We start from the raw sequence: 19,321 nt of genomic DNA on the forward strand, positions 1-19,321 counted from the left end.
CTCAGGCGCGGCAGACCGCCCGCATCTGGGCCGCCGCGTGGTGCGCACCGTCGCGTTCGTCGCTGCCCCAGTCCTTGCCGCGGTCCACCAGTTGCACCGCCAGCCGCTGGTTGGTGACCGGGATCTTCTCAACGATCAGGCCGCTGCCCCGCAGTGACATCTGGTCGATCTCGAAGGACTTGATCGCACTGTCCTCGTCGTCCGGGTCGGCCAGCACCCGGTAGGTCGTCGGGTCGCCCGCCACGTCCTGGTCGCGGTTGGCCTCCGGGATGACGACGGCCACCGAGCAGGTCGTGTATCCGCTGCCCACGTACCACGACCAGGTCGCCCTGCCCCCGCTGTCCCTGGTGTCACTGCCCGACATCGGCACCGCGCTGAAGCGGCCGTCGCAGCCGTCGCCTTTGTGGCCGCCGATGTTCACCGTGTACCAGCCGTCGAAGCCGTCGCTGAAACGGCCGGTCTCGCGGTAGAGGCCGCCGCCCGTGCACCCCGGGCCCGCCCAGGCGGAGTACGAGGGCCTGGCAGGGGCATTCGGCGTGGCCGGCTTCCTCGTGGCGCCGGAGCGGCTCGGACTCGGGACGGGCTGGGACGTGGACGACGCGGTCGGGGAGGTGCCGGGCAGTGCCGTGGGGACGATGCGCTGCGGGGCGCCGCCGAAGTCGCCCGGGTCGAAGTCCGCGTCGTCGGAGGCGTTCGCCTCGGTCGCGGCCGAGTCGCCTCCGTACAGCGTGACCGCCGAGACGGCCACGGCGAGGGCGGCCAGGGCAACTCCCCCCGCCAGCAGGATCTTTCCCGTACGAGAGAGGAGGGAGATACGTCCCGCCAGTGTCTCCCGGGCCATCCACGCCCCTCCCAGTGCCCGTGTTCCGCACTTCGGGCATCTCATGTCGGGCAGCGAACCTCTGCTGTCGCCCCCGCATCGTTCGCACGCCATGTCACACCTGAACCAGTAGACCAACTGCTTGGTAGGTCAAGGCTGTCCACTATGCATCAGCACGCCAGACCGAGATAGGTGTTAACGGCGGTAAGGGGATCAGCGGAGTTCATCGGGGCAGGGAGTGCCGCGCGGCAGCTGGTACGGAGCCGCCAAGCGGTACACCCCGGGCGCGGGCGCGAGCAGTTCGGTCCACTCGTCGCCCTCCGCGTCCTCCTGCGCCTTGAACAGGCAGCCGTGGCGATTGACGAAGGTCTTCGGATCGTCCTTGTCGTCCCGCTTCTTCGACGCCTCGGTCTCCTCGGGACTCTTCACCTTCTTGCCCTGCTCGTCGACGATGCTCAGCCACGGCGAGTACGGGATCCGGATCAGAACCCGGCCCGCCGTCTTCACCTGGATCGTGAGCTCGCCCGCGCCCGCGCGGTCCACGCTCGCCGGCGGGTCGGCCAGCGGCATGGGGTCCTTCACCTCGAACAGCTGCCAGTTCGCGTCGCTCCAGATCCGCGTCAGATAGGGCTGGCCCTCGCGCACCAGCTCCGCCTCCTGCTTCGCACCGCTGGAGTCGGGCGTGCCCTTCGGCAGCACCACGTAGTGGACCGCCCACCGGTCGAGCCAGGCGCGGTAGCCGGCCGAGGTCAGCGTCCTGTCGTCGTCGTAGAAGAGCGGATTGCGCTTCATGTCGGCCTGCCGGTTCCAGCCGCGGGCCAGATTGACGTACGGCGCGAGCGCGGACGCCTCCCGGTGGCTGCTGGCAGGAACGACCTCGACCCGGCCGCGCTCGGCGCGTACCTGCTGGAGCCGGTTGACCAGCGGCGCGAGCTCCCGGCTCCAGGAGGCGGCCGGGGCCGTACGCACCATGTCGTCCACGGCCTTGAAGCCGATCCAGAAGTTCAGCCCCGCGAAGGCGAGGACGAGCGCGTACCACTTACGGGACTTCGGCACGGTGTACGGCAGTGCCGCCAGCAGCACCACGCCCGCGAAGAGCATCGGGAGCCGCGAGACGTTGGAGCCGATCTGCGAATCGATCAGCCAGGTCAGCAGCGTGCCCAGGGTGTAGACGGCCGCCGCCACGCGGACCGTGAGCCACTCCTTGGGCACGAGGACGAAGACGAGGACCCCGAAGAGGAAGGGGAGCGACGTCGACCAGAACGACATCGGCTGCGTACCCGAGAAGGGGAACAGCAAGGAGGACAGCGCCACGACGGCAACAGGAGCCAGACCGAGGGCATACGCACCGGGACGGCGCCGGTTCAGGAACAGCGCCGCCGCGACCACGCCGAGGAACAGGCCCGCGACCGGGCTGGACGCCGTGGCGATACCCGCGAGCGGGGCGGCCACCGCCGCCTTGGCCCAGCGTTTCGTCCTCCAGCGGTGCGGCCAGCAGAAGACCGCGGCGACCGCGCCGAGCGCGAACATCATGCCGAGGCCGAAGGTCACCCGGCCGGACAGCGCGTTGCACAGGAAGGCGAAGACCCCGGCCAGCGCGCAGGCCGTGGGGTTACGGACGGCCCGGACACGCACCAGGATCAGCGCGGTCAGCGCGGCCGAGACGGTACCGGCGACCATCATGGTTGAGCGGACGCCGATCAGCGACATCAGATACGGCGAGACGACGCTGTAGGAGACCGGGTGCATCCCGCCGTACCAGGCGAGGTTGTACGCAGAGTCGGGGTGGCGTCCGACGAACTCGGCCCAGGCGTCCTGGGCCGCGATGTCTCCGCCGCTGTTGGCGAAGAAGAAGAACCAGATCAGATGGGTGAGCGCGGCGAGAGCCGTCGCGAGAAGCACCGGGTGACGGGTCAGCCGGTCCCGCAGGTCGGCGAGCGGACCGGGCTCGGTGCGGCCGGGCGCGGGCAGACGTATTCGCAGCCCGGTGTCGGGGCTGCTGCCGTCCGCCTGTGTCGGCTCAGCGGTGGTCACTGCGGCTCTCTCCGTCTTCCCCGGCTGTGCCGTTGTCCCTCGGCCTGCCTGCCTCCGACGCGCTTTTTGCTGCTGTTCATGTTCAAGGACGCCGTCCCGGCACCTTTGAGTTGCCCCGGGACGCTAGCACGCGGGCGCCCGGTCATCCCGGGACGCCCGCGTGAGCCGGGGCCGACCCAGGGCCTGTCGTTCGGATCTTGCCGGGCTCGCGTGCCCTGGCACGCCCATCTGCTGCGTTGTCGTCAGTCGCCTACGCTCCGCGTGGGCTCCTTCCTCCGCCTTGCAACTGCACGCACCAGACCCCGCTCACTGATCCGGCCTGATCCAAACGACAGGCCCTAGCCGAGCCGGATGAGCTTGTCGCCGAATCCAGGTTCCGCCAGGTCCCGCTGGAGCGCGACCGGGGCGTTCACCTTGCCCGTGCCCGAGCCGACAGAGACCTGGCCGACGACCGTGCCCGCCTTCGCGCTGTGCGGGATCTTGTTGCCGGCGTCGTTGATCGCGATCTGGACCTGGAGACCGGCCCAGCCGACCGCCTTGAGGTCCTTCGTGGCGACAACGGCCACCTGGCCACCGAGGCCGTCGTCGATATGGCCGACGACCTCACCCTTCTTGATGACGGTCGCCGACGTGACGCCCTCCTGTGCGGCCTTGATCAGGCTCAGGCTGTATGTCTTGACCGCCAGCGTCAGCTTCTCGTGCAGCAGCGTCGCGTTCTGCGCGCCCATCACCGCGCCGACGATCCGGCGCTTCTGGCCGTCGACGACCGTGTTGGCGGTCCAGAGGAGATTGCCTCCGGCCGGGGTGGACGAGCCGGTCTTGATGCCGCTCACTCCCGGCTCGAGAAGGATCGTGTTGTTGTTCTCGATCCGCTTCTCGATGCCCGGGATGGTGATGTTGGGCGTGTCGACGATGGTGCGGAAGATGTCGTTCTGCAGCACCGCCCTGGCCAGCTTGAGCTGGTCCTGCGGGGTGGACACGGTGGTGGCCTTCAAGCCGCTCGGGTCCGTGTAGGTGGTGTTGGTCATGCCCAGCCTCTTGGCGGCGGCGTTCATCTTCTTGACGAACTCGGCCTCGGACGTGGAGTCCCAGCGGGCGAGGAGACGCGCGGCGTTGTTCCCGGACGGAATCATCAGCAGCTGGAGCATCTGCTTCTCGGTGAACTGCTGACCCTTGGAGATCTGAGCGGTCGACTCGTCGTCGATCTTGGACTCGTCCTCCGCCTTCTGATCGACGGTGATCTTCTCGCCGACCTGCTTCCCGGAGATCGGGTGCTCCTGGAGGATCACGTACGCCGTCATCGTCTTGGCGACGCTCGCGATCGGCGCGGGCTTCTGCGCGCCGTACGTGCCGATGCTGCCGACACCCTCGACCTCGACCGCGCCCTGCCCCTCGCCCGGCCACGGCATGTTCAGCTTTCCGCCGGCGAAGGTGAAGGTGGGCTTGGCGGACAGCGAGAGCGCGGGGTCCGGGAGCGGACGCAGAGCCTGTGCAACCGCAAAGACGATCAGGAGCAGGGCGACGAGCGGCGTCCAGATCTTGATCCGCCGCAGGACGGTACGGACGGGCGTCTGGGGCGGCGGCGGGGTGTTCGTGAGCTCGGCGAGAAGATCCAGCGGCGGCAGCGGCGGCATGGGCTGCTGCTTGGTCCGCTCGGCTTCGGACAGCGAGGCGGGCGCGGACTCCGGCGCGGGTGCTCCGGGCTTGCTCGGGGTGGGCGTCCGTACGTCCTCGGTCCGCAGCGGCACAAAGGTGCTGCTGCGCCCGGCGGGGGGCTCGGGGGGGCGGGGCGCCGCGGGCACCTTGAGCGCGGTGGTCGGCTGGTCGACGGCGGGCCGCCGCGTGGTCTTGAAGACGGCGGTGGCTTGATCGACGGCGGGCTTGGCCGGGATGGCCGGGGTCTTTGCTTCCGCGGATTCGGGATCGGGCGGGGCGGCTTTTTCCTTGTCGCTGCCCTTGTCGCTTCCCTTGCCGCTGGCCTTGTCCTCGTCGGCCTCGTCGGCCGGCTTCAGGGCGGGCGCGTCGGCGTCGTCCTCTGCGGACGGGGCGGTGGCTTCGTCGTCCGCCTCGGGCTCGGGCTCGGGCTCCTCGTCGACCTCGGCCGCAGCCTCCGGCTCGGGCTCAGCAGGTGTGGACTTTGCGTCTGCGGACACGTCCTGGTCGCCCGCAGGCGCCTCGTCACGCTCTTCCACGTCCGACGAGTCGGCGGCAGCTTCCTCGGCGGCCTGAGAGGCGTCCTCGTCCGCGTCAGCGTCCTCGTCCGCGTCAGCGATCTCGTCCCCGTGAGCGTCCTGCGCGCCGCCGGGCCCATTGGAACCGGCGGCGTCCGGAGTCCCGCCGGTATCCGAGTCCTCCGCCACCTCCGGTGCCCCCGCCTCATCCGCGGCCTCAGCCTCATCGGCGTCCGCGCCGTCGGCAGCCGGAGCGGCCTGCATGTCCGCCTCCCCGGCCGGCGCGGCGTCCCCGTCCCCGCCGGCCACCCAGGCCGCCACCGCGGCCCGCAGCCTCGCGTCGTTCTCCGCGGAACCCGACTCCGTGCCCGGCTCGGCCTCCGGCCCGGAGTCCTTCCGTTCCGCCGGCAGCTTGAAGACCGCCGTCGCCTGGTCCACCTGGGGAGCCGTCGCCCCCGGAGATGCCTGCCGGAACACGGCGAGCCGCGGGTCGCGCTCACCCGGAGTCGTCCCCCCCGACGACTTCCGCTGCTCCGACTTGTCGGGGGACTCGCCCGCCACCGTGCCTCCTCCATGAGTCATGCGTCACGCGTTCCTGAGCCATACGTACGTACCCACAGGCATCGTCACGCGACAGCCCGTGTTGTCCGAACCATCTACCAGTGTCCTGTGTGAGAGCCCTGCTCCCGGGCCTAGACGAGAACGACATACCTGCCGGTTCCCGAAGAAAGCACCCAGGCGCTCTCGACAGACCAATGTGAGAGGGGTCACCCTGTCGTACATCCACGCGGGGAGGCATGGATGGGCAGGAGCCGCAGAACACTTCCGGAGGAGCTTCTGTTGCTCGCTCTGGACCCGGCCACGGGTACCACAGCGCAGCCGCAGTCGCTCGACATCGGCCTGGCCGGAGCCCAGCTAGTAGAGCTGGCTCTGGCAGGACGGATAGCCCCAGACGGGGATCGTATCGCCGTGGTGATGCCACGGCCGACAGGAGATCCGACTTTGGACTCCGCACTGGAACTGCTGCGCAGACGCGGCAGTCCGGTCCGGGCTGTCCACTGGATTGGCGGGCCCCGACTGGGGCTGCGCCAGATTTACCTCTCGCATCTGGAGCGGTGCGGCATGGTGCATGCCGTGGCGGGCCAGATGTGCGGGGTGCTGCCGACGACTCGCTACCAGGCGACGGACACGGCGATCAGCCGGGACATCAGGGCCCGGCTGGACAATGCGATCCGCACCGGTGTACCGCCGGACCCGCGGACCGCGGCGCTCGCCGCGCTGGCCCACGCGGTCGGACTCGGCAAGCACCTGTACCCCGGCAACGAGGGGCGTTCCTCGAGGTCCCGTCTGCGGGATCTCATCAGGCACGACCCGATGGGCGGCCTCGTGGCACACGCCGTGATGGACGTCCAGAACGGTGTGGCCGCTCAGCCGCGCCGTAATCCCACCGCGGTGAACGGCACCAGGCAGCCGGCAGCCGTGGCGGCGATGCAACCGCGCCATGGAGCGATGGCCCGCGTCGCCGCGCACTGACACAGATGCACCACCCGTAGCACCGCCGCACCGACGTCCCCACGTTCCGGTTCGGGAGCCGCACGGAACGCGCGGGGCAGCCTTGTCGCTGCCCTGCGCGTTCGCGCATGACGCCTGTGTAGCCATTTCGCAGCGCAGCCACGACCATTGGTGGCAGTCTGCTGAGCGGTAGATACGCTCAGCTACGCAGCCGGAGGTGCAGTTTCCGTGGCGTCCAATGTCAACCCCACCGTCAGGCGACGCCGTTTGGGACAGGAGCTGCGCAGGCTCCGGGAGCTGAAGGGCATGACGGCCGAAGAGGTGGCGGAGCGTCTGCTCGTCTCCCAGTCGAAGATCAGCCGCCTGGAGAACGGCCGCCGTTCCATCAGTCAGCGCGACGTCCGCGACCTGTGCGGAGTGTACGAGGTCGAGGACCACAGGATCGTCGACTCGCTGATGCAAATGGCCAAGGACTCCCGCCAGCAGGGCTGGTGGCACGCCTTCGGGGACATCCCGTACAGCGTCTACATCGGCCTGGAGACCGACGCGGCGAGTCTTCGGGTGTACGAACCCCAGGTCGTCCCGGGCCTGTTGCAGACCCGGCAGTACGCCGAGGCCCTGATCGCGGGGGCGCTGCCCGAGAGCGGGACCGCCGACGTCGAGAAACGGGTCAGCGTCCGGCTTCGCCGCCAGGAGCGGGTCCACGACGCGGAACACCCGCTGCGCCTGTGGGTGGTGATCGACGAGGCCGCACTGCGCCGTCTGGTCGGCGACAAGACGCTGATGCGCGAGCAGTTGGAGCATCTGATGGAGCTGTCCCAGCTGCCCCATGTGACCGTGCAGGTACTGCCCTTCGACATGGGCGCCCACCCGGGCATCCTCGGCCAGTACGCGATCCTGGAGTTCCCTGACGCCTCCGACTCGAGCGTCGTCTACATCGAGGGCGTCACGAGCGATCTGTACCTGGAGAAAGCCAATGACGTGCACAAGTACACCGTCATGTACGAGCATCTGCGCGCCCAGGCTCTGAACGTGGATCAGTCGCGTCAGTTCATCGCGGACATCGCCAAGGAGTACGCCCGCTGAACCGCTTCATCCGGGAGGGGGACGGCACGGTACACCCATGCCACCTCGCGGCGGAAGACTGCCGTGGTATATGCCATCCGGTCGAGTGAACGCCCGTCCCACGCGTAGAGGGCCGCGGGTAACGTCGATCACGCCAGCAAGAACGTTGGCGCAATTCACACCACTCGCCGAAGCGGAGCAGACATGGCAATCATTGAGGGCGCCACGGACACCTGGACGAAGTCCTCGTACTCCGGCGGAAACGGCGCTTGCGTAGAGGTCAAGTCCCCGGTCACACAGGCGATTGCCGTCCGGGACTCCAAGGTCCCCGCGGGCCCGTCGATCACCTTCGTCCCCGAGTCGTGGAACGCCTTCGTGAACGAAGTGGGTCACGGCGTGTTCGATCTCGGCTGAGCGCCACGCCGAAGAGCACGCCGAGCCGAAGCACCATCCCCAGAGCCCTCTCGACTGGTCCGCCGTCCCGGCCGAGGGGGTTCGGCCATGCCCCCACGGCCCTTCCCAACCCCCAACCCCGTGTCTGCTCAGCGCAGTTGATCGACATAGCGGTCGGTTCCGGGGACCGTGGGGATGAAGGGAGCCACGAGCTCCACCCGCCCGAGCCCCGATTCGACGACCGCCACGTCGAGGCCTGCACAGACAGAGTCCCAGTGCTCCCTCGGGTCCTCCTCGAGAAACCACAGCAGCGTCAGCCGGGTGTCCACGCCCTCCACCTGTTTCACATAGGTCATCCGGTCTCCGGGCAGTGGCGTCGGCCGGAAGACGGTCACCATCGCCGCGCAGGATCCCGCCAGCCGCTTGGGCAGATGCTTCGTACGCAGCCACTCCAGCAACTCGGCCCGCTGCTCGGGCCCGTCCGTGTCGATCACCTCGACGACCAGGCCCGCGTACGGATGGTCCAGTGCGTGAAAGTCGCGCGGGCCGGCCGCCCCGTCCCGGTAGACGGTCGCCTGGTGGTCCTGGAAGGCGGTGAAGACGTGGGTACGGTCCTGGTAGACGCGGCCGTCCCGGTTGAGCCGCTTGTTGATCCCGACGGTCCACTTCATGTGGTCGGCGTAGCGCCGGTCGGTGATCCAGTACGCGGAGAGGTAACAGCCCGCGGTGACGGGCTCGGCCACCGCCGACTTCTCCGGGTAGCGCAGCAGTTGGAGGTCCCGCGTGGCGACCCAGCGCCGTCCCGCGTACATCCAGGGCATGGCCATCGCGCCCGCGTAGTAGTGGTCGTCCTCGTACCAGCGGTTGTACGCGTACTCATGGCCCGGGTGCGGTTCGACCATGGTGATCAGGGCGTGGCCGGGGCGCACCCCGTAGGGGCCCACGGCCGCCAGTTCCGCGTACACCTCGGACCGGGTGTCCTCGCTCACGACGCTCCCCTTCCTTCCTCCGGTGGTCGGACCTACTCTGACGCCCCGTCAGAAGAACTGCCAGAGCCGGGAGGCGCCAAGATGCTGCTCCAGGGGAAGACCGTGATCGTCTCCGGCGTGGGGGCCGGGCTCGGCCATCAGATCGCCGCGACGGTCGTACGGGACGGGGGCAACGCGATCCTCGGCGCCCGAACCGAGGCGAACCTCGCCAAGTCGGCGCGAGAGATGGACCCCGAGGGATCACGCACCGCCTACCGCGCCACGGACATCACCGACGAGGCGCAGTGCGAGGCGCTGGCCGCGCTCGCGCTGGAGCGTTTCGGGAGGATCGACGCGGTCGTCCATGTCGCCGCCTGGGACAGCTGTTTCGGCGGGCTCGCGGACGCCGACTTCGAGACCTGGCAAGGCGTCATCGACGTGAATCTGCTGGGCACGCTGCGGATGACCCGGGCCTGCCTGCCCGGACTGAGAGAGCGCGGCGGCTCGGTCGTCATCATCGGGACGCAGTCGGCGGTGGCGGCTCCCTCGCAGGTGTGGCAGGCGGCGTACGCGGCGTCAAAGGGCGCGCTGACCTCGGCGATGTACTCGTTGGCGCGCGAGTTCGGCCCCGACCGGATCCGGGTCAACACGGTGCTGCCGGGCTGGATGTGGGGACCGCCCGTACAGGCGTACGTCCAGTTCACCGCGCACACCGAGGGGGTACCGGAGGACGAGGTGCTCGGGCGGCTCACCGAGCGGATGGCACTGCCGGAGCTGGCAACGGACGGAGATGTCGCGGGGGCCGCGGTCTTTCTCGCCTCCGACCGGGCCCGGGCGATCACGGGTCAGTCGCTGCTCGTCAACGCGGGTGAACTGATGCGGTAGCGGCCCCTTTTGATTCCCCTTCGAGTCATAGATGTGAACGAAGGTCATTGACTCGAACAATTTTACTTGCCCTTGACTCCTCGGGTCGTTGTCGTGGCCGCGCGCATGGACACACCATGAACGGCGTTCACAAGGCGGACCCCAGGAGGGGCACATGAACAGTCTCGACTGGACCGTGCTCATCGGATACTTCGGTGTGATGGTCGCGATCGGCCTCTGGTCGCACAAGCGCGTCGACAACGTCAGCGACTTCTTCACCGCAGGCGGCAAGATGCCCTGGTGGCTGTCGGGCATCTCGCACCACATGTCCGGCTACAGCGCGGTGATGTTCACCGGTTACGCGGGCATCGCCTACAAGTACGGTGTGACGTCCTTCGTGACGTGGTCCCTCCCGATCGCCATCGGCGTCTTCATCGGCGCCAAGCTCTTCGCGCCTCGGCTGAACCGCCTGCGCTCCAAGCTGCATGTCGCCTCGCCGCTGGAATATCTGAAGAACCGTTACAACCTCAAGACCCAGCAGGCGCTGGCCTGGTCGGGACTGCTGCTGAAGATCGTGGACGTGGGCGCCAAGTGGGCCGCCATCGCCACCCTGCTCTCCGTCTTCACCGGTATCTCGCTCAACCAGGGCATCCTGATCACCGGCGTCATCACCGGTGTCTACTGCACCGTCGGCGGTCTGTGGGCCGACGCCCTGACCGAGCTGGGGCAGTTCATCATCCAGCTCTTCGCCGGACTCGCGATGCTCGTCGCGGTCATGGGCAAGCTGGACGGCTTCAGCACCCTGTGGACGATCTGGGACGAGCCGGAGCTCCAGGGGCACGCGGACGCGACCGCCGGACCGTACACGGTGACGTTCCTGCTGGCGTTCCTCTTCATCAAGACCTTCGAGTACAACGGCGGCATGTGGAACCAGGCGCAGCGCTACATGGCGACCGCCAACGCCCGCGAGGCCACCCGCTCGGCGCGGCTCTCGGCAGTCCTGTGGGCCCTCTGGCCGCTGATCCTCTTCTTCCCGATGTGGTGCGCACCGCTGCTCGTCCAGGCGAAGAAGCCGGACGCGTCCGACTCCTACGCGCTGATGACCGAGCAGTTGCTGCCGCACGGTCTGCTGGGCCTGGTCATCGTGGGCTTCTTCTCGCACACCATGGCCATGTGCTCCTCCGACGCCAACGCGATCTCCGCGGTCTTCACCCGGGACATCGCGCCGGTCATCTCCAAGAAGGCGCGGAACTGGACCGAGCGGGCCGGGCTGGTCGCCGCCCGTCTGTCGACGATCTCGTTCCTGGCGCTGTCGATGGCGATCGCGACCCAGGTCAACTCGCCCACGTTCAAAGACATCATCACCATCGTGATCAAGTGGGTGGCGGGACTGATGGGCCCGATCGCGATCCCGTTCATGCTCGGCCTGCTGCGTCCCTTCCGTAAGTCCGGACCGACCGCGGCGCTCACCAGTTGGGCGGCGGGCCTGATCGCCTTCTTCTTCCTCAACTACGAGATCGACGGCACCGCAAGGACCGATGTGGCCCTGCAGTACCAGGTCTCGCTGCCGCTGGCGGTCTCGCTCGTACTCTACGTCGTGATCGGCCTGGTCAAGCCGGAGGACACCCCCGAGCGCGACGCGGTCATCGCCCGGATCAACTCGGACGACGACGGGCCGGGCACGGCGTCCGCCGGCGGGGCGGTGCCGTCGCCGGCCGAGCCCGTCGAGGCTGCCGAGCCCGTCGAGGCTGCCGAGCCCGTCGAGGCTGCCGAGCCCGTCGAGGCTGCCGAGGCTGCCGAGGCTGCCGAAACGAAGGTGCTGGGGGGCGAGGGCGCGGGCGCGCCTCAGACCCGGGGGTAGCGGGCGAGCCAGCCGGGCGAGGCGACCGTGGGGCCGTGCAGGGCCGGGCCCTGCGTCATCTCCATAGCGAAGTCGTCGGCCAGTTCGATGACGGTGGGGCGGCCCTCCAGCTCGGAGAGCCAGGCGGGCGGCAGAGCCGTCTCACCGTGCAGAGCACCCAGCAGCGCCCCGGTGACGGAGCCGGTGGTATCGGAGGGGCCGTCGTGGTTGACGGCGAGCCGCAGGCCGTGCCGGATGTCCTCGCCGACGAGAGCGCAGTAGACCGCGATGGCGAGGGCTTCCTCGGCGTTGTCGCCCTCGCCGATCGAGGCGATCCGGGCGGGGCCCGGAATGCCCTGGCGTACGGCGCCGAGCGCCAGCTGGAGGGCGTCCGTGACGGGCTGGTGCCCCGGCCGCGCCGACAGCAGGGCGAGCGCGCGCTGCACCGAGCCGTCGAGGGTCTCGCCCCGGGCCAGACCGTGCACGATGACGGCGAACGCGCCCGCCGAGAGATAGGCGGTGGGGTGGCCGTGCGTCTGCGCCGCGCACTCCACCGCCAGCTGGCACACCAACTGCGGCTCCCAGCCCACGAGCAGCCCGAACGGCGCGGAACGCACCAGCGCGCCCGCGTCGCGCGCGGTCGGGTTCTTCGGCGCTTCGACGGTGCCCATCGTCTCGTCGCCGAGCCCGATGAGGCAGGCCCTGACCGGGTCGCGGCGGGTGTAGAGCCACTCCTCGCGGGCGAGCCAGCCGTTGTCCTTGCGGCGTTCGTCGGGGCCCCAGTCGCTCTGGGTGGCGGCCCATCTCAGATAGGCGCGGTGCACATCGGTGGGCGGATGCCAGGCGCCGGTGTCACGGCGGACCTGGGCGCGTATCAGCCCGTCCACGGTGAACAGGGTCAACTGGGTGGCGGCGGTGACGGCCCCGCGGCGGCCGTGGGCGGGCACGAGGTCGGCGACGCCCTCGGGACCGTGGGCCGCGCGTATCTCCTCCAGGGTCAGCGCGGAGACCCCGGCGCCGAGCGCGTCGCCGATGGCGCCACCGAGCAGGGCGCCGCGCACCCGGGCGCGGAAGTCCTGCTGCTCGGCGCGGCCCCACACGGCAGTAGCTGCTGCGCTCACCGCGTGCCCCTCCCTGGACGTCGAACACATGCCTGGCGCAGCACTGTAATCGACCGGGGTTGATCGCTTCAGGACCGGAAGGACCGCTGAGCGGTATGTAACCGCTCGTCCGTGGAGCCGGATTAGCAGTGCGAGGTGCGCCGACGCCGTCGGCAGAGTCGCACGTCAGACCCGTACCGATCGGCCAGGCACCTGCGCCGCAGGTCGGCCCGAACGCGCCTGCATCCGTGCCGTGGACCGCCCCGGCACCCGCCCCCGCACCCACGAGGTCACCGTCCGCGCGACCCGAAGCGCACCGTGACGGTCACTGACCGTCGGCACCCGCAAGGCCGCTCCGGGCCACCGCCAACCGGGCGAGGAGCGGCGCATATCGCTGCCGGGCCGCACCGGGGCAGTCGTCCAGCTCGGCCAGAAGATCCACAAGATCGGTCACATCGCCCCACTCGGGGCGCTGCGCGAGCAGACGCTCCAGCCTGTGCTCGGCTTCGCTCCACTCTCCCAGCGCGCAGGCCATCACCACCAGGTCGACCAGCTCCTCCGCCGTCGGAGCCTCCGGGTCGGCCACGGTGTGCGCCAGGGCGCATTCCCGCCAGAGGTCCGCCACCGCCTCCGTACCCCGCATCCGGCTCTCCGCCATCGTCAGGTGGAACAGTCCGTCTTCGGCGTCGAAGGTGCGCAGCCGCAGCGCGGCTTCCCGAGCCTCCTCAAAGCGCCCGAGCCGTCGCGATGTCTCGGCGATGAGGCGCAGTTCGTCGTCGCGGGCCCCTGGAGGCAGCGCGTCGAGCACCGCCATCGCTTCCTCGGGCCGGTCCAGGTTGAGCAGTCCGACCGCACGCCGGCCCTCGACCCACGAGGGGGAGTAGCCGAGGGCCAGACTCCGGTCGAGATCGGCCATCGATCGTCGGGTGAGACCGGCCGACTGCAGCGCGAGAGCCCGGCGTCCAAAGGCCCAGCCCGAGTACGGGTTCGCGGCGACGAGACGGTCCAGTTCTTCGAAATGACCCTGCTGATCGCCCAGCCGGCCCCGGATCCACGCCCTGCGCGCCCTGGCCCATGTGTGCTCCGGGGCCAGCTCCAGGGCACGGTCAAAGGCCGCCAGCGCCTCCTCCAGCCGGGTCTCGGCCGTCCGCACCGACGCGTGCCGGATCCAGGATGCGGCGTCGCCTGCGTCGCCGAGGTCGGCGTCGTCGACCAGCAGCCATCCCCCGTCGGCGCTCCTCAGTTCGCGGTACAGGGCCTCGCGGTCGTTGAGCACCCAGGGGGTGTCCTTCAGCAGGAGCGCGGCCCGCTCAAGATCCGTAAGAGCCTGAGGATGCCGCTTCATCGCCCGGTACGTCTGGCCCCGGGTGCCGATGGCCCAGCCGTAGTCCGGCTTCAGCTCGACGGCTCGGTCCAGATCCGTCAGGGCTTGCTCGAACCGCCTCTCGCACCGGTACGCGTCACCGCGCACGGCCAGCGCCCATGCCGGGTCGTCGTTCACCGCCACGGCCTGGTTCAGATCGGCGAACTGGGCATCCCGGTCGCCCAGGCGGCGATGTATCTCGGCTCGCCGCACCAGGGCCCAGCCATAGTCCGGCTTCAGCTCGACGGCCCGGCCGAGTGCGGCCAGAGCCTCGTCGACCCTCCCCAGGGAGTCCAGGGCCAGCGCCCGGCTGCCCAGCGCCCACGCATAGGTGGGGTCGAGGGTCAGCGCCCGGTCGTACTCCACGAGAGCCTGTTCATGGCGGCCACATTGAAAGTGGAGATAGCCGCGCTCCCCCGGCACCCACGCCAACTCCGGTTCGATCTCCTCGGCCCGGTCCAGGTCTGCGAGCGCCCCCGCCTCGTCTCCGAGGTCGAAACGCACTTCCGAGCGCCGGATCAGCGCCCACCAGTACTGCGCGTCCAACTCCACCGCCCGGTCCAGATCGGCCAGGGCTTCGCGATTGCGGTCCATCAGATACTTGGCATGCCCCCGGGTCGCCAGCGCCCTGGCGCGGTCGGGTACGAGACGAAGCGCACGGTCGCAGTCCGCGACCGCCTCCTCAAGATGGTTCAGAACGCGATGGATCTCCCCGCGATGCTCCAGGATCCACGCCGTGTCGGGCGACAGGCTGTCCGCCCGGTCGAGCCCGGCCAGCGCTCCTGCGAAGTCGTCCTTCTCGAGGCGCACGACAGCTTGGCCGAAGTGGGCCCGCGCGCAGGTCGGATCGAGGGCCAGCGCCCGTTCGTAGTCGGCGACCGCGTTCGGGTAGTCGTTCGCCAGCCGGTGGTGCATGCCCCGGACGACCAGCGCGGCCACTTGGTCCTGCTCGCGGAACCCCGCGCGGGCCAGCAGGAGACTCACGACCCGTACGGGCCCGCCCTGTTCCCCCTCCAGCGCGGCGAGGGCGTCCCTCCCCCAGGTGCGCAGTTCCTCGGAGTCGGTGTCATCGCCCGCCGCGGCGAGGACCCGGGCCCATCGCCGGGTCGTCGCCCTGCCCGAGTCGCAGGCGTCCACGCCGTCGCGCAGCATGCGGGGCAGCGCCTCCTCCGGCCGTGCGCACAGCCGGTGGTACGCCTCCTCCATGTGTGGCCCCCGCCAGCTCTCCTGCTCCCAGAGCTCGTCCTCCGGCACACCCTCGGCGGCCGTCTCCGCCCACGAGGCGAAGGTCTGAGCCAGGCGCTCGTGGTCGGCGTGCCAGCGGCGGGGCGAGCGGGTGCGCTGGAGGCGCAGCATCGGGCCTCGCACGACGTCGTGATACTGGGCGTGGCCGTCGCGATCGGAGACGAACGGCAAGGTGCGCAGCCAGTCGTACAGCTCTGCATCCACGTCGGTGACCGCCGCGAAAACGTCCTCGTCGAGGCGGCGGGGCAGCGCGCACGCCAGGGCCACGGACCGGCGGACGGAGTCCGCCTCCCACTTGAGAAAACGGTCCACGGCGGTGGCGCTGGGGGCGCTCACCTCGCCCGGGTTCTGGGCGAGGGTCGACACCAGGACGGGCAGTCCGCCGGAGAGCCGGAGCACGTCCTGGACGACCTTCTCGTCCAGGACACCCTTGGCTGCCAGGAGTTGGCGGGACTCCGGTTCCGTGAAGGGCTCCAGGGGCAGTTCGGTCACGAGGTCGGCGTAGTCGGCCCAGCAACCGGGGTCGAGGCGGCCCTGCCCCGCCATGGTCACGACGACATGGGCGGGCAGGGTCCCGTACCGCTCGGTGGTGATCATTTCGCGCAGCCAGACATCGAGGAACGAACCCGTGCGTTCGTAGGTGTCGAAGAACAGCGCGATCCAGGGGCTGTCGGCACCCACTCGGTCCAGCTCGGCGATGAGGACCGGCGTGAGGAACCTGACCGGGTCCAGCACCAGCTGGACGTCCTCCTGGTTACGGAAACGGGCCCCGAGCACGGCCTTGAGCCGGTCGGCACCCTGCGCCACGTGCGCCGGGTCCATCGCGCCTGCGAGGGCGCCGACACCCGGCAGCAGGCCCAGCCCCACAAGGCCGGCCTGTGCGGCCACCATCGACCCGGCCGACGGCGGCGCGGGCGATGCCGCGTCCGCGGGCTGCTCCGGCTCGGGGACGGCCGCCTCCGCTTCGTGCCGCCGCTGCCGGTACGTGGCCAGCATCCGCTCCAGCGCCTTCAGCGGGCGGTCCTGCCGGGCGAACTGGGCCGCGATCGCGGCCATCGCTTCGGGCACGCTGTGCACCGAGTCGTCGAGCGTGGCGGTCAGGGCCTGCCGCTGCCGCGCTGCGTGCTCCAGCTCGCGCACGAGCGAGGTCTTGCCGACGCCCGCGTTGCCGTGGACGTGGAAGATGAAACGGTGACGCTCGTCTTCGACCGGTACATCGAAGTTCTCCCGGAACAGGGCGAGTTCACCCCGTCTCCCGACGAATCCGGCGCGCCTGCGGCGCTTGATCAGCTCCTGCATCGACGGTCTCGCCCCGGCCCGCTGCCCCATGGCGCAAGTATTTCAGCCCTGATCGAGGAGCGGCAGAAGCTCGGGCAGATGTCCGTCGGACGCCGTCGCGGCGCGCGTGCGCTCGTCCGCCACCTCGCCGTACAGCGTCGTACGCGGCTTCGACGGCCTCCCTGCCGCCTCGGCGATGGCGACGAGATCCTTGATGGAGCGGTACGAGCCGTAACTGGAGCCAGCCATACGGGAGATGGTCTCCTCCATGAGCGTGCCACCGAGGTCGTTGGCCCCGGAGCGGAGCATCTGGGCCGCGCCGTCCGCCCCCAGCTTCACCCAGCTGGTCTGGATGTTGGTGATGTGGGGGTGGAGCAGGAGCCGGGCCATGGCGGTGACCGCGCGGTTGTCGCGGACGGTCGGGCCCGGTCGCGCGATCCCTGCGAGATAGACGGGCGCGTTGGTGTGGATGAAGGGCAGCGTCACGAACTCGGTGAAGCCGCCCGTCTCCTGCTGGATCCGGGCCAGCGTCCGGAAGTGGCCGAGCCAGTGCCGGGGCTGGTCCACATGCCCGTACATCATCGTCGAGCTCGACCGGATGCCGAGCTCGTGCGCGGTCTTGACGACCTCGATCCAGGTGGCGGTGGGCAGTTTGCCCTTGGTGAGGATCCAGCGGACTTCGTCGTCGAGGATCTCGGCGGCCGTGCCGGGGATGGAGTCGAGCCCGGCTTCCTTGGCTTTGGTGAGCCACTCGCGGATCGAAAGCCCTGTGCGGGTCGCTCCGTTGACGACCTCCATCGGCGAGAAGGCGTGCACATGCATGCCGGGGACGCGCGCCTTCACGGCGCGCGCGATGTCGAAGTACGCGGTGCCGGGCAGGTCGGGATGGATGCCGCCCTGCATACAGACCTCGACCGCACCGACGTCCCAGGCCTGCGCGGCACGGTCCGCCACCTGGTCGAGCGAGAGGGTGTACGCATCGGCGTCCGTACGCCGCTGGGCGAAGGCGCAGAAGCGGCAGCCGGTGTAGCAGACGTTGGTGAAGTTGATGTTGCGCGTGACGACGTACGTGACGTCGTCGCCGACGACGTCACGGCGCAACTCGTCCGCGATACGGGTGAGCGCGTCCAGCGCGGGCCCGTCCGCGTGGAGCAGGGCGAGGGCCTCGTCGTCGGTGAGCTTCGTCGGATCGTCCGCGGCTTGCTTGAGAGCCCCTCGTACGTCGGTGTCGATCCGGGAGGGCACCATGCCGGGCCGGGCGGCCTCGCGCAGGGCCTCCCAGTCCCCGTAGACCTCGTCGAAGTCGTCACGCCGGTCGGAGGTCCGGCCCTCGGTGTCGATCGTCCGGTGCAGATCGGTGCGCCCGGTGGAGGAGAAGCCCTCGTCGGGTTCCTGCCACGCGTGTCCGACGACGGGGGCGTCCGGGTTCGCCAGCCCGGTCCCCGGATCGGCGAGCGCGCGGACGTGCGGCAGCAGCCGCGGGTCGAGCCAGGGCTCGCCTCGCTGCACGAACTCCGGGTAGACGCAGAGGCGTTCTTCGAGCCGGAAGCCCGCCGCCGCCGAGCGCTCGGCGAGCTCGCCGATCTGCGGCCAGGGCCGCTCGGGGTTCACATGGTCGGGCGTCAGGGGCGAGACCCCGCCCCAGTCGTCGATACCCGCCCCGATGAGCCGCGCATACTCGCCCGCCACCAGGTTGGGCGGCGCCTGGAGGCAGGCGGAGGGGCCCATGATGTGCCGGGCCACGGCGACGGTCGCGACCAGCTCGTCCATCTCGGCGTCCGGCATGCCGCGCATCGCCGTGTCCGGCTTGGCGCGGAAGTTCTGCATGATCAGTTCCTGGATGCCGTGATACGCACGGGCGATGCGCCGCAGCGCGAACAGCGAATCGGCGCGCTCCTCGTACGTCTCGCCGATCCCGATCAACAGCCCACTGGTGAAGGGGACCGAGGACCGTCCCGCGTCTTCCAGCACCCGCAGCCGTACGGCGGGTTCCTTGTCGGGCGACCCGTAGTGCGGCCCGCCCGGCTCGCTCCACAGCCGCGTCGCCGTGGTCTCCAGCATCATGCCCATGCTCGGCGCCACGGGCTTCAGCCGCTGGAAGTCGGTCCAGGTCATCACACCGGGGTTGAGATGCGGCAGCAACCCGGTCTCCTCCAGGATGCGGATCGCGATGGCCCGTACATACGCGATGGTGTCGTCGTACCCGTGCGCGTCCAGCCACTCCCGCGCCTCGGGCCAGCGGTCCTCGGGCTTGTCCCCGAGGGTGATCAGCGCTTCCTTGCAGCCGAGTTCGGCCCCGCGCCGGGCGATGTCCAGGACCTCGTCGGGCGACATGAACATCCCGTGCCCGGCCCGGCGCAGCTTTCCCGGCACGGTCACGAAGGTGCAGTAGTGGCATTTGTCCCGGCACAGCCGGGTGAGCGGAATGAACACGCTCTTCGAGTACGTGATGACGCCGGGGCGGCCTGCGGCCTCCAGCCCGGCATCCCGCACGCGCGCGGCGGACGCAGTGAGGTCTTCGAGATCGTCTCCCCGAGCCTGGAGCAGCACGGCGGCCTCGGTAACGTCCAGCGCCACGCCGTCCCGGGCACGCTTGAGGGCACGGCGCATGGCGTTCTCGGTGGGGCGTCCGGGCCGTCCGTGCTGGTGATCCGTCATGGACCGAGCA

The 19,321-nt window shown here is 69.9% G+C and carries 12 protein-coding genes; 5 read left to right on the forward strand and 7 right to left on the reverse strand.

What is annotated here, in order from left to right; genetic code table 11:
• Nucleotide 1: 1 nt before the first annotated feature.
• The 3 genes from FBY35_RS33655 to FBY35_RS33665 all read right to left on the reverse strand — a co-directional run bounded on the left by FBY35_RS33655 (nt 2) and on the right by FBY35_RS33665 (nt 5,607).
• The gene (locus FBY35_RS33655; protein WP_260848900.1) at nt 2–841 is read right to left on the reverse strand and encodes an adhesin; all 840 of its coding nucleotides are present in this window, start codon (nt 839–841) and stop codon (nt 2–4) included.
• Between the two features lie 192 nt (nt 842–1,033).
• Nucleotides 1,034–2,854, reverse strand: coding sequence for an MFS transporter (locus tag FBY35_RS33660; protein ID WP_142217685.1), 1,821 nt, complete (start codon nt 2,852–2,854; stop codon nt 1,034–1,036).
• 338 nt (nt 2,855–3,192) lie between these two features.
• Nucleotides 3,193–5,607, reverse strand: coding sequence for a D-alanyl-D-alanine carboxypeptidase family protein (locus tag FBY35_RS33665; protein ID WP_260848901.1), 2,415 nt, complete (start codon nt 5,605–5,607; stop codon nt 3,193–3,195).
• 219 nt (nt 5,608–5,826) lie between these two features.
• Here FBY35_RS33665 and FBY35_RS33670 point away from each other — a divergent pair, with 219 nt between their 5' ends.
• The 3 genes from FBY35_RS33670 to FBY35_RS33680 all read left to right on the forward strand — a co-directional run bounded on the left by FBY35_RS33670 (nt 5,827) and on the right by FBY35_RS33680 (nt 8,016).
• Nucleotides 5,827–6,558 carry a GPP34 family phosphoprotein gene (locus FBY35_RS33670; RefSeq protein WP_142217686.1) on the forward strand — a complete coding sequence of 244 codons (732 nt, stop codon included), beginning with the start codon at nt 5,827–5,829 and terminating at the stop codon, nt 6,556–6,558.
• Nucleotides 6,559–6,765: 207 nt separating this feature from the next.
• Complete coding sequence (locus tag FBY35_RS33675; RefSeq protein ID WP_142217687.1) at nt 6,766–7,623, forward strand: helix-turn-helix transcriptional regulator; 858 nt, start codon at nt 6,766–6,768, stop codon at nt 7,621–7,623.
• A 183-nt stretch (nt 7,624–7,806) separates the two neighbouring features.
• Nucleotides 7,807–8,016, forward strand: a complete 210-nt coding sequence (locus tag FBY35_RS33680; RefSeq protein WP_142217688.1) for a DUF397 domain-containing protein — start codon at nt 7,807–7,809, stop codon at nt 8,014–8,016.
• A 128-nt stretch (nt 8,017–8,144) separates the two neighbouring features.
• Here FBY35_RS33680 and FBY35_RS33685 read toward each other — a convergent pair whose 3' ends face one another.
• Nucleotides 8,145–8,984 carry a hypothetical protein gene (locus FBY35_RS33685; RefSeq protein ID WP_142217689.1) on the reverse strand — a complete coding sequence of 280 codons (840 nt, stop codon included), beginning with the start codon at nt 8,982–8,984 and terminating at the stop codon, nt 8,145–8,147.
• A gap of 81 nt (nt 8,985–9,065) precedes the next feature.
• On the opposite strand from FBY35_RS33685, the gene FBY35_RS33690 reads away from it, so the two are divergent.
• Both FBY35_RS33690 and FBY35_RS33695 read left to right on the forward strand, forming a co-directional pair.
• Nucleotides 9,066–9,848: an SDR family oxidoreductase gene (locus FBY35_RS33690; RefSeq protein WP_142217690.1), complete on the forward strand. Its 783-nt coding sequence runs from the start codon at nt 9,066–9,068 to the stop codon at nt 9,846–9,848.
• A 154-nt stretch (nt 9,849–10,002) separates the two neighbouring features.
• On the forward strand, nt 10,003–11,688 hold the full coding sequence (locus FBY35_RS33695; protein WP_142217691.1) for a sodium:solute symporter family protein: 1,686 nt from the start codon (nt 10,003–10,005) through the stop codon (nt 11,686–11,688).
• On the opposite strand, the gene FBY35_RS33700 is transcribed toward FBY35_RS33695, so the two are convergent.
• The 3 genes from FBY35_RS33700 to FBY35_RS33720 all read right to left on the reverse strand — a co-directional run bounded on the left by FBY35_RS33700 (nt 11,673) and on the right by FBY35_RS33720 (nt 19,311).
• Nucleotides 11,673–12,788 (reverse strand): ADP-ribosylglycohydrolase family protein, encoded by a 1,116-nt coding sequence (locus FBY35_RS33700; RefSeq protein ID WP_142217692.1) that lies wholly within the window; start codon nt 12,786–12,788, stop codon nt 11,673–11,675. The two genes, FBY35_RS33695 and FBY35_RS33700, sit on opposite strands and share 16 nt — an antisense overlap.
• A 304-nt stretch (nt 12,789–13,092) precedes the next feature.
• Entirely contained in the window at nt 13,093–16,704 is a 3,612-nt protein-coding gene (locus FBY35_RS37835; RefSeq protein ID WP_313904723.1) for a tetratricopeptide repeat protein, read from the reverse strand.
• Nucleotides 16,705–16,716: 12 nt separating this feature from the next.
• Nucleotides 16,717–19,311: a bifunctional FO biosynthesis protein CofGH gene (locus FBY35_RS33720; protein WP_142217693.1), complete on the reverse strand. Its 2,595-nt coding sequence runs from the start codon at nt 19,309–19,311 to the stop codon at nt 16,717–16,719.
• Nucleotides 19,312–19,321: the final 10 nt, after the last annotated feature.

Source organism: Streptomyces sp. SLBN-118, from assembly GCF_006715635.1.
In the GTDB taxonomy this organism is placed as follows: Bacteria; Actinomycetota; Actinomycetes; order Streptomycetales; family Streptomycetaceae; genus Streptomyces.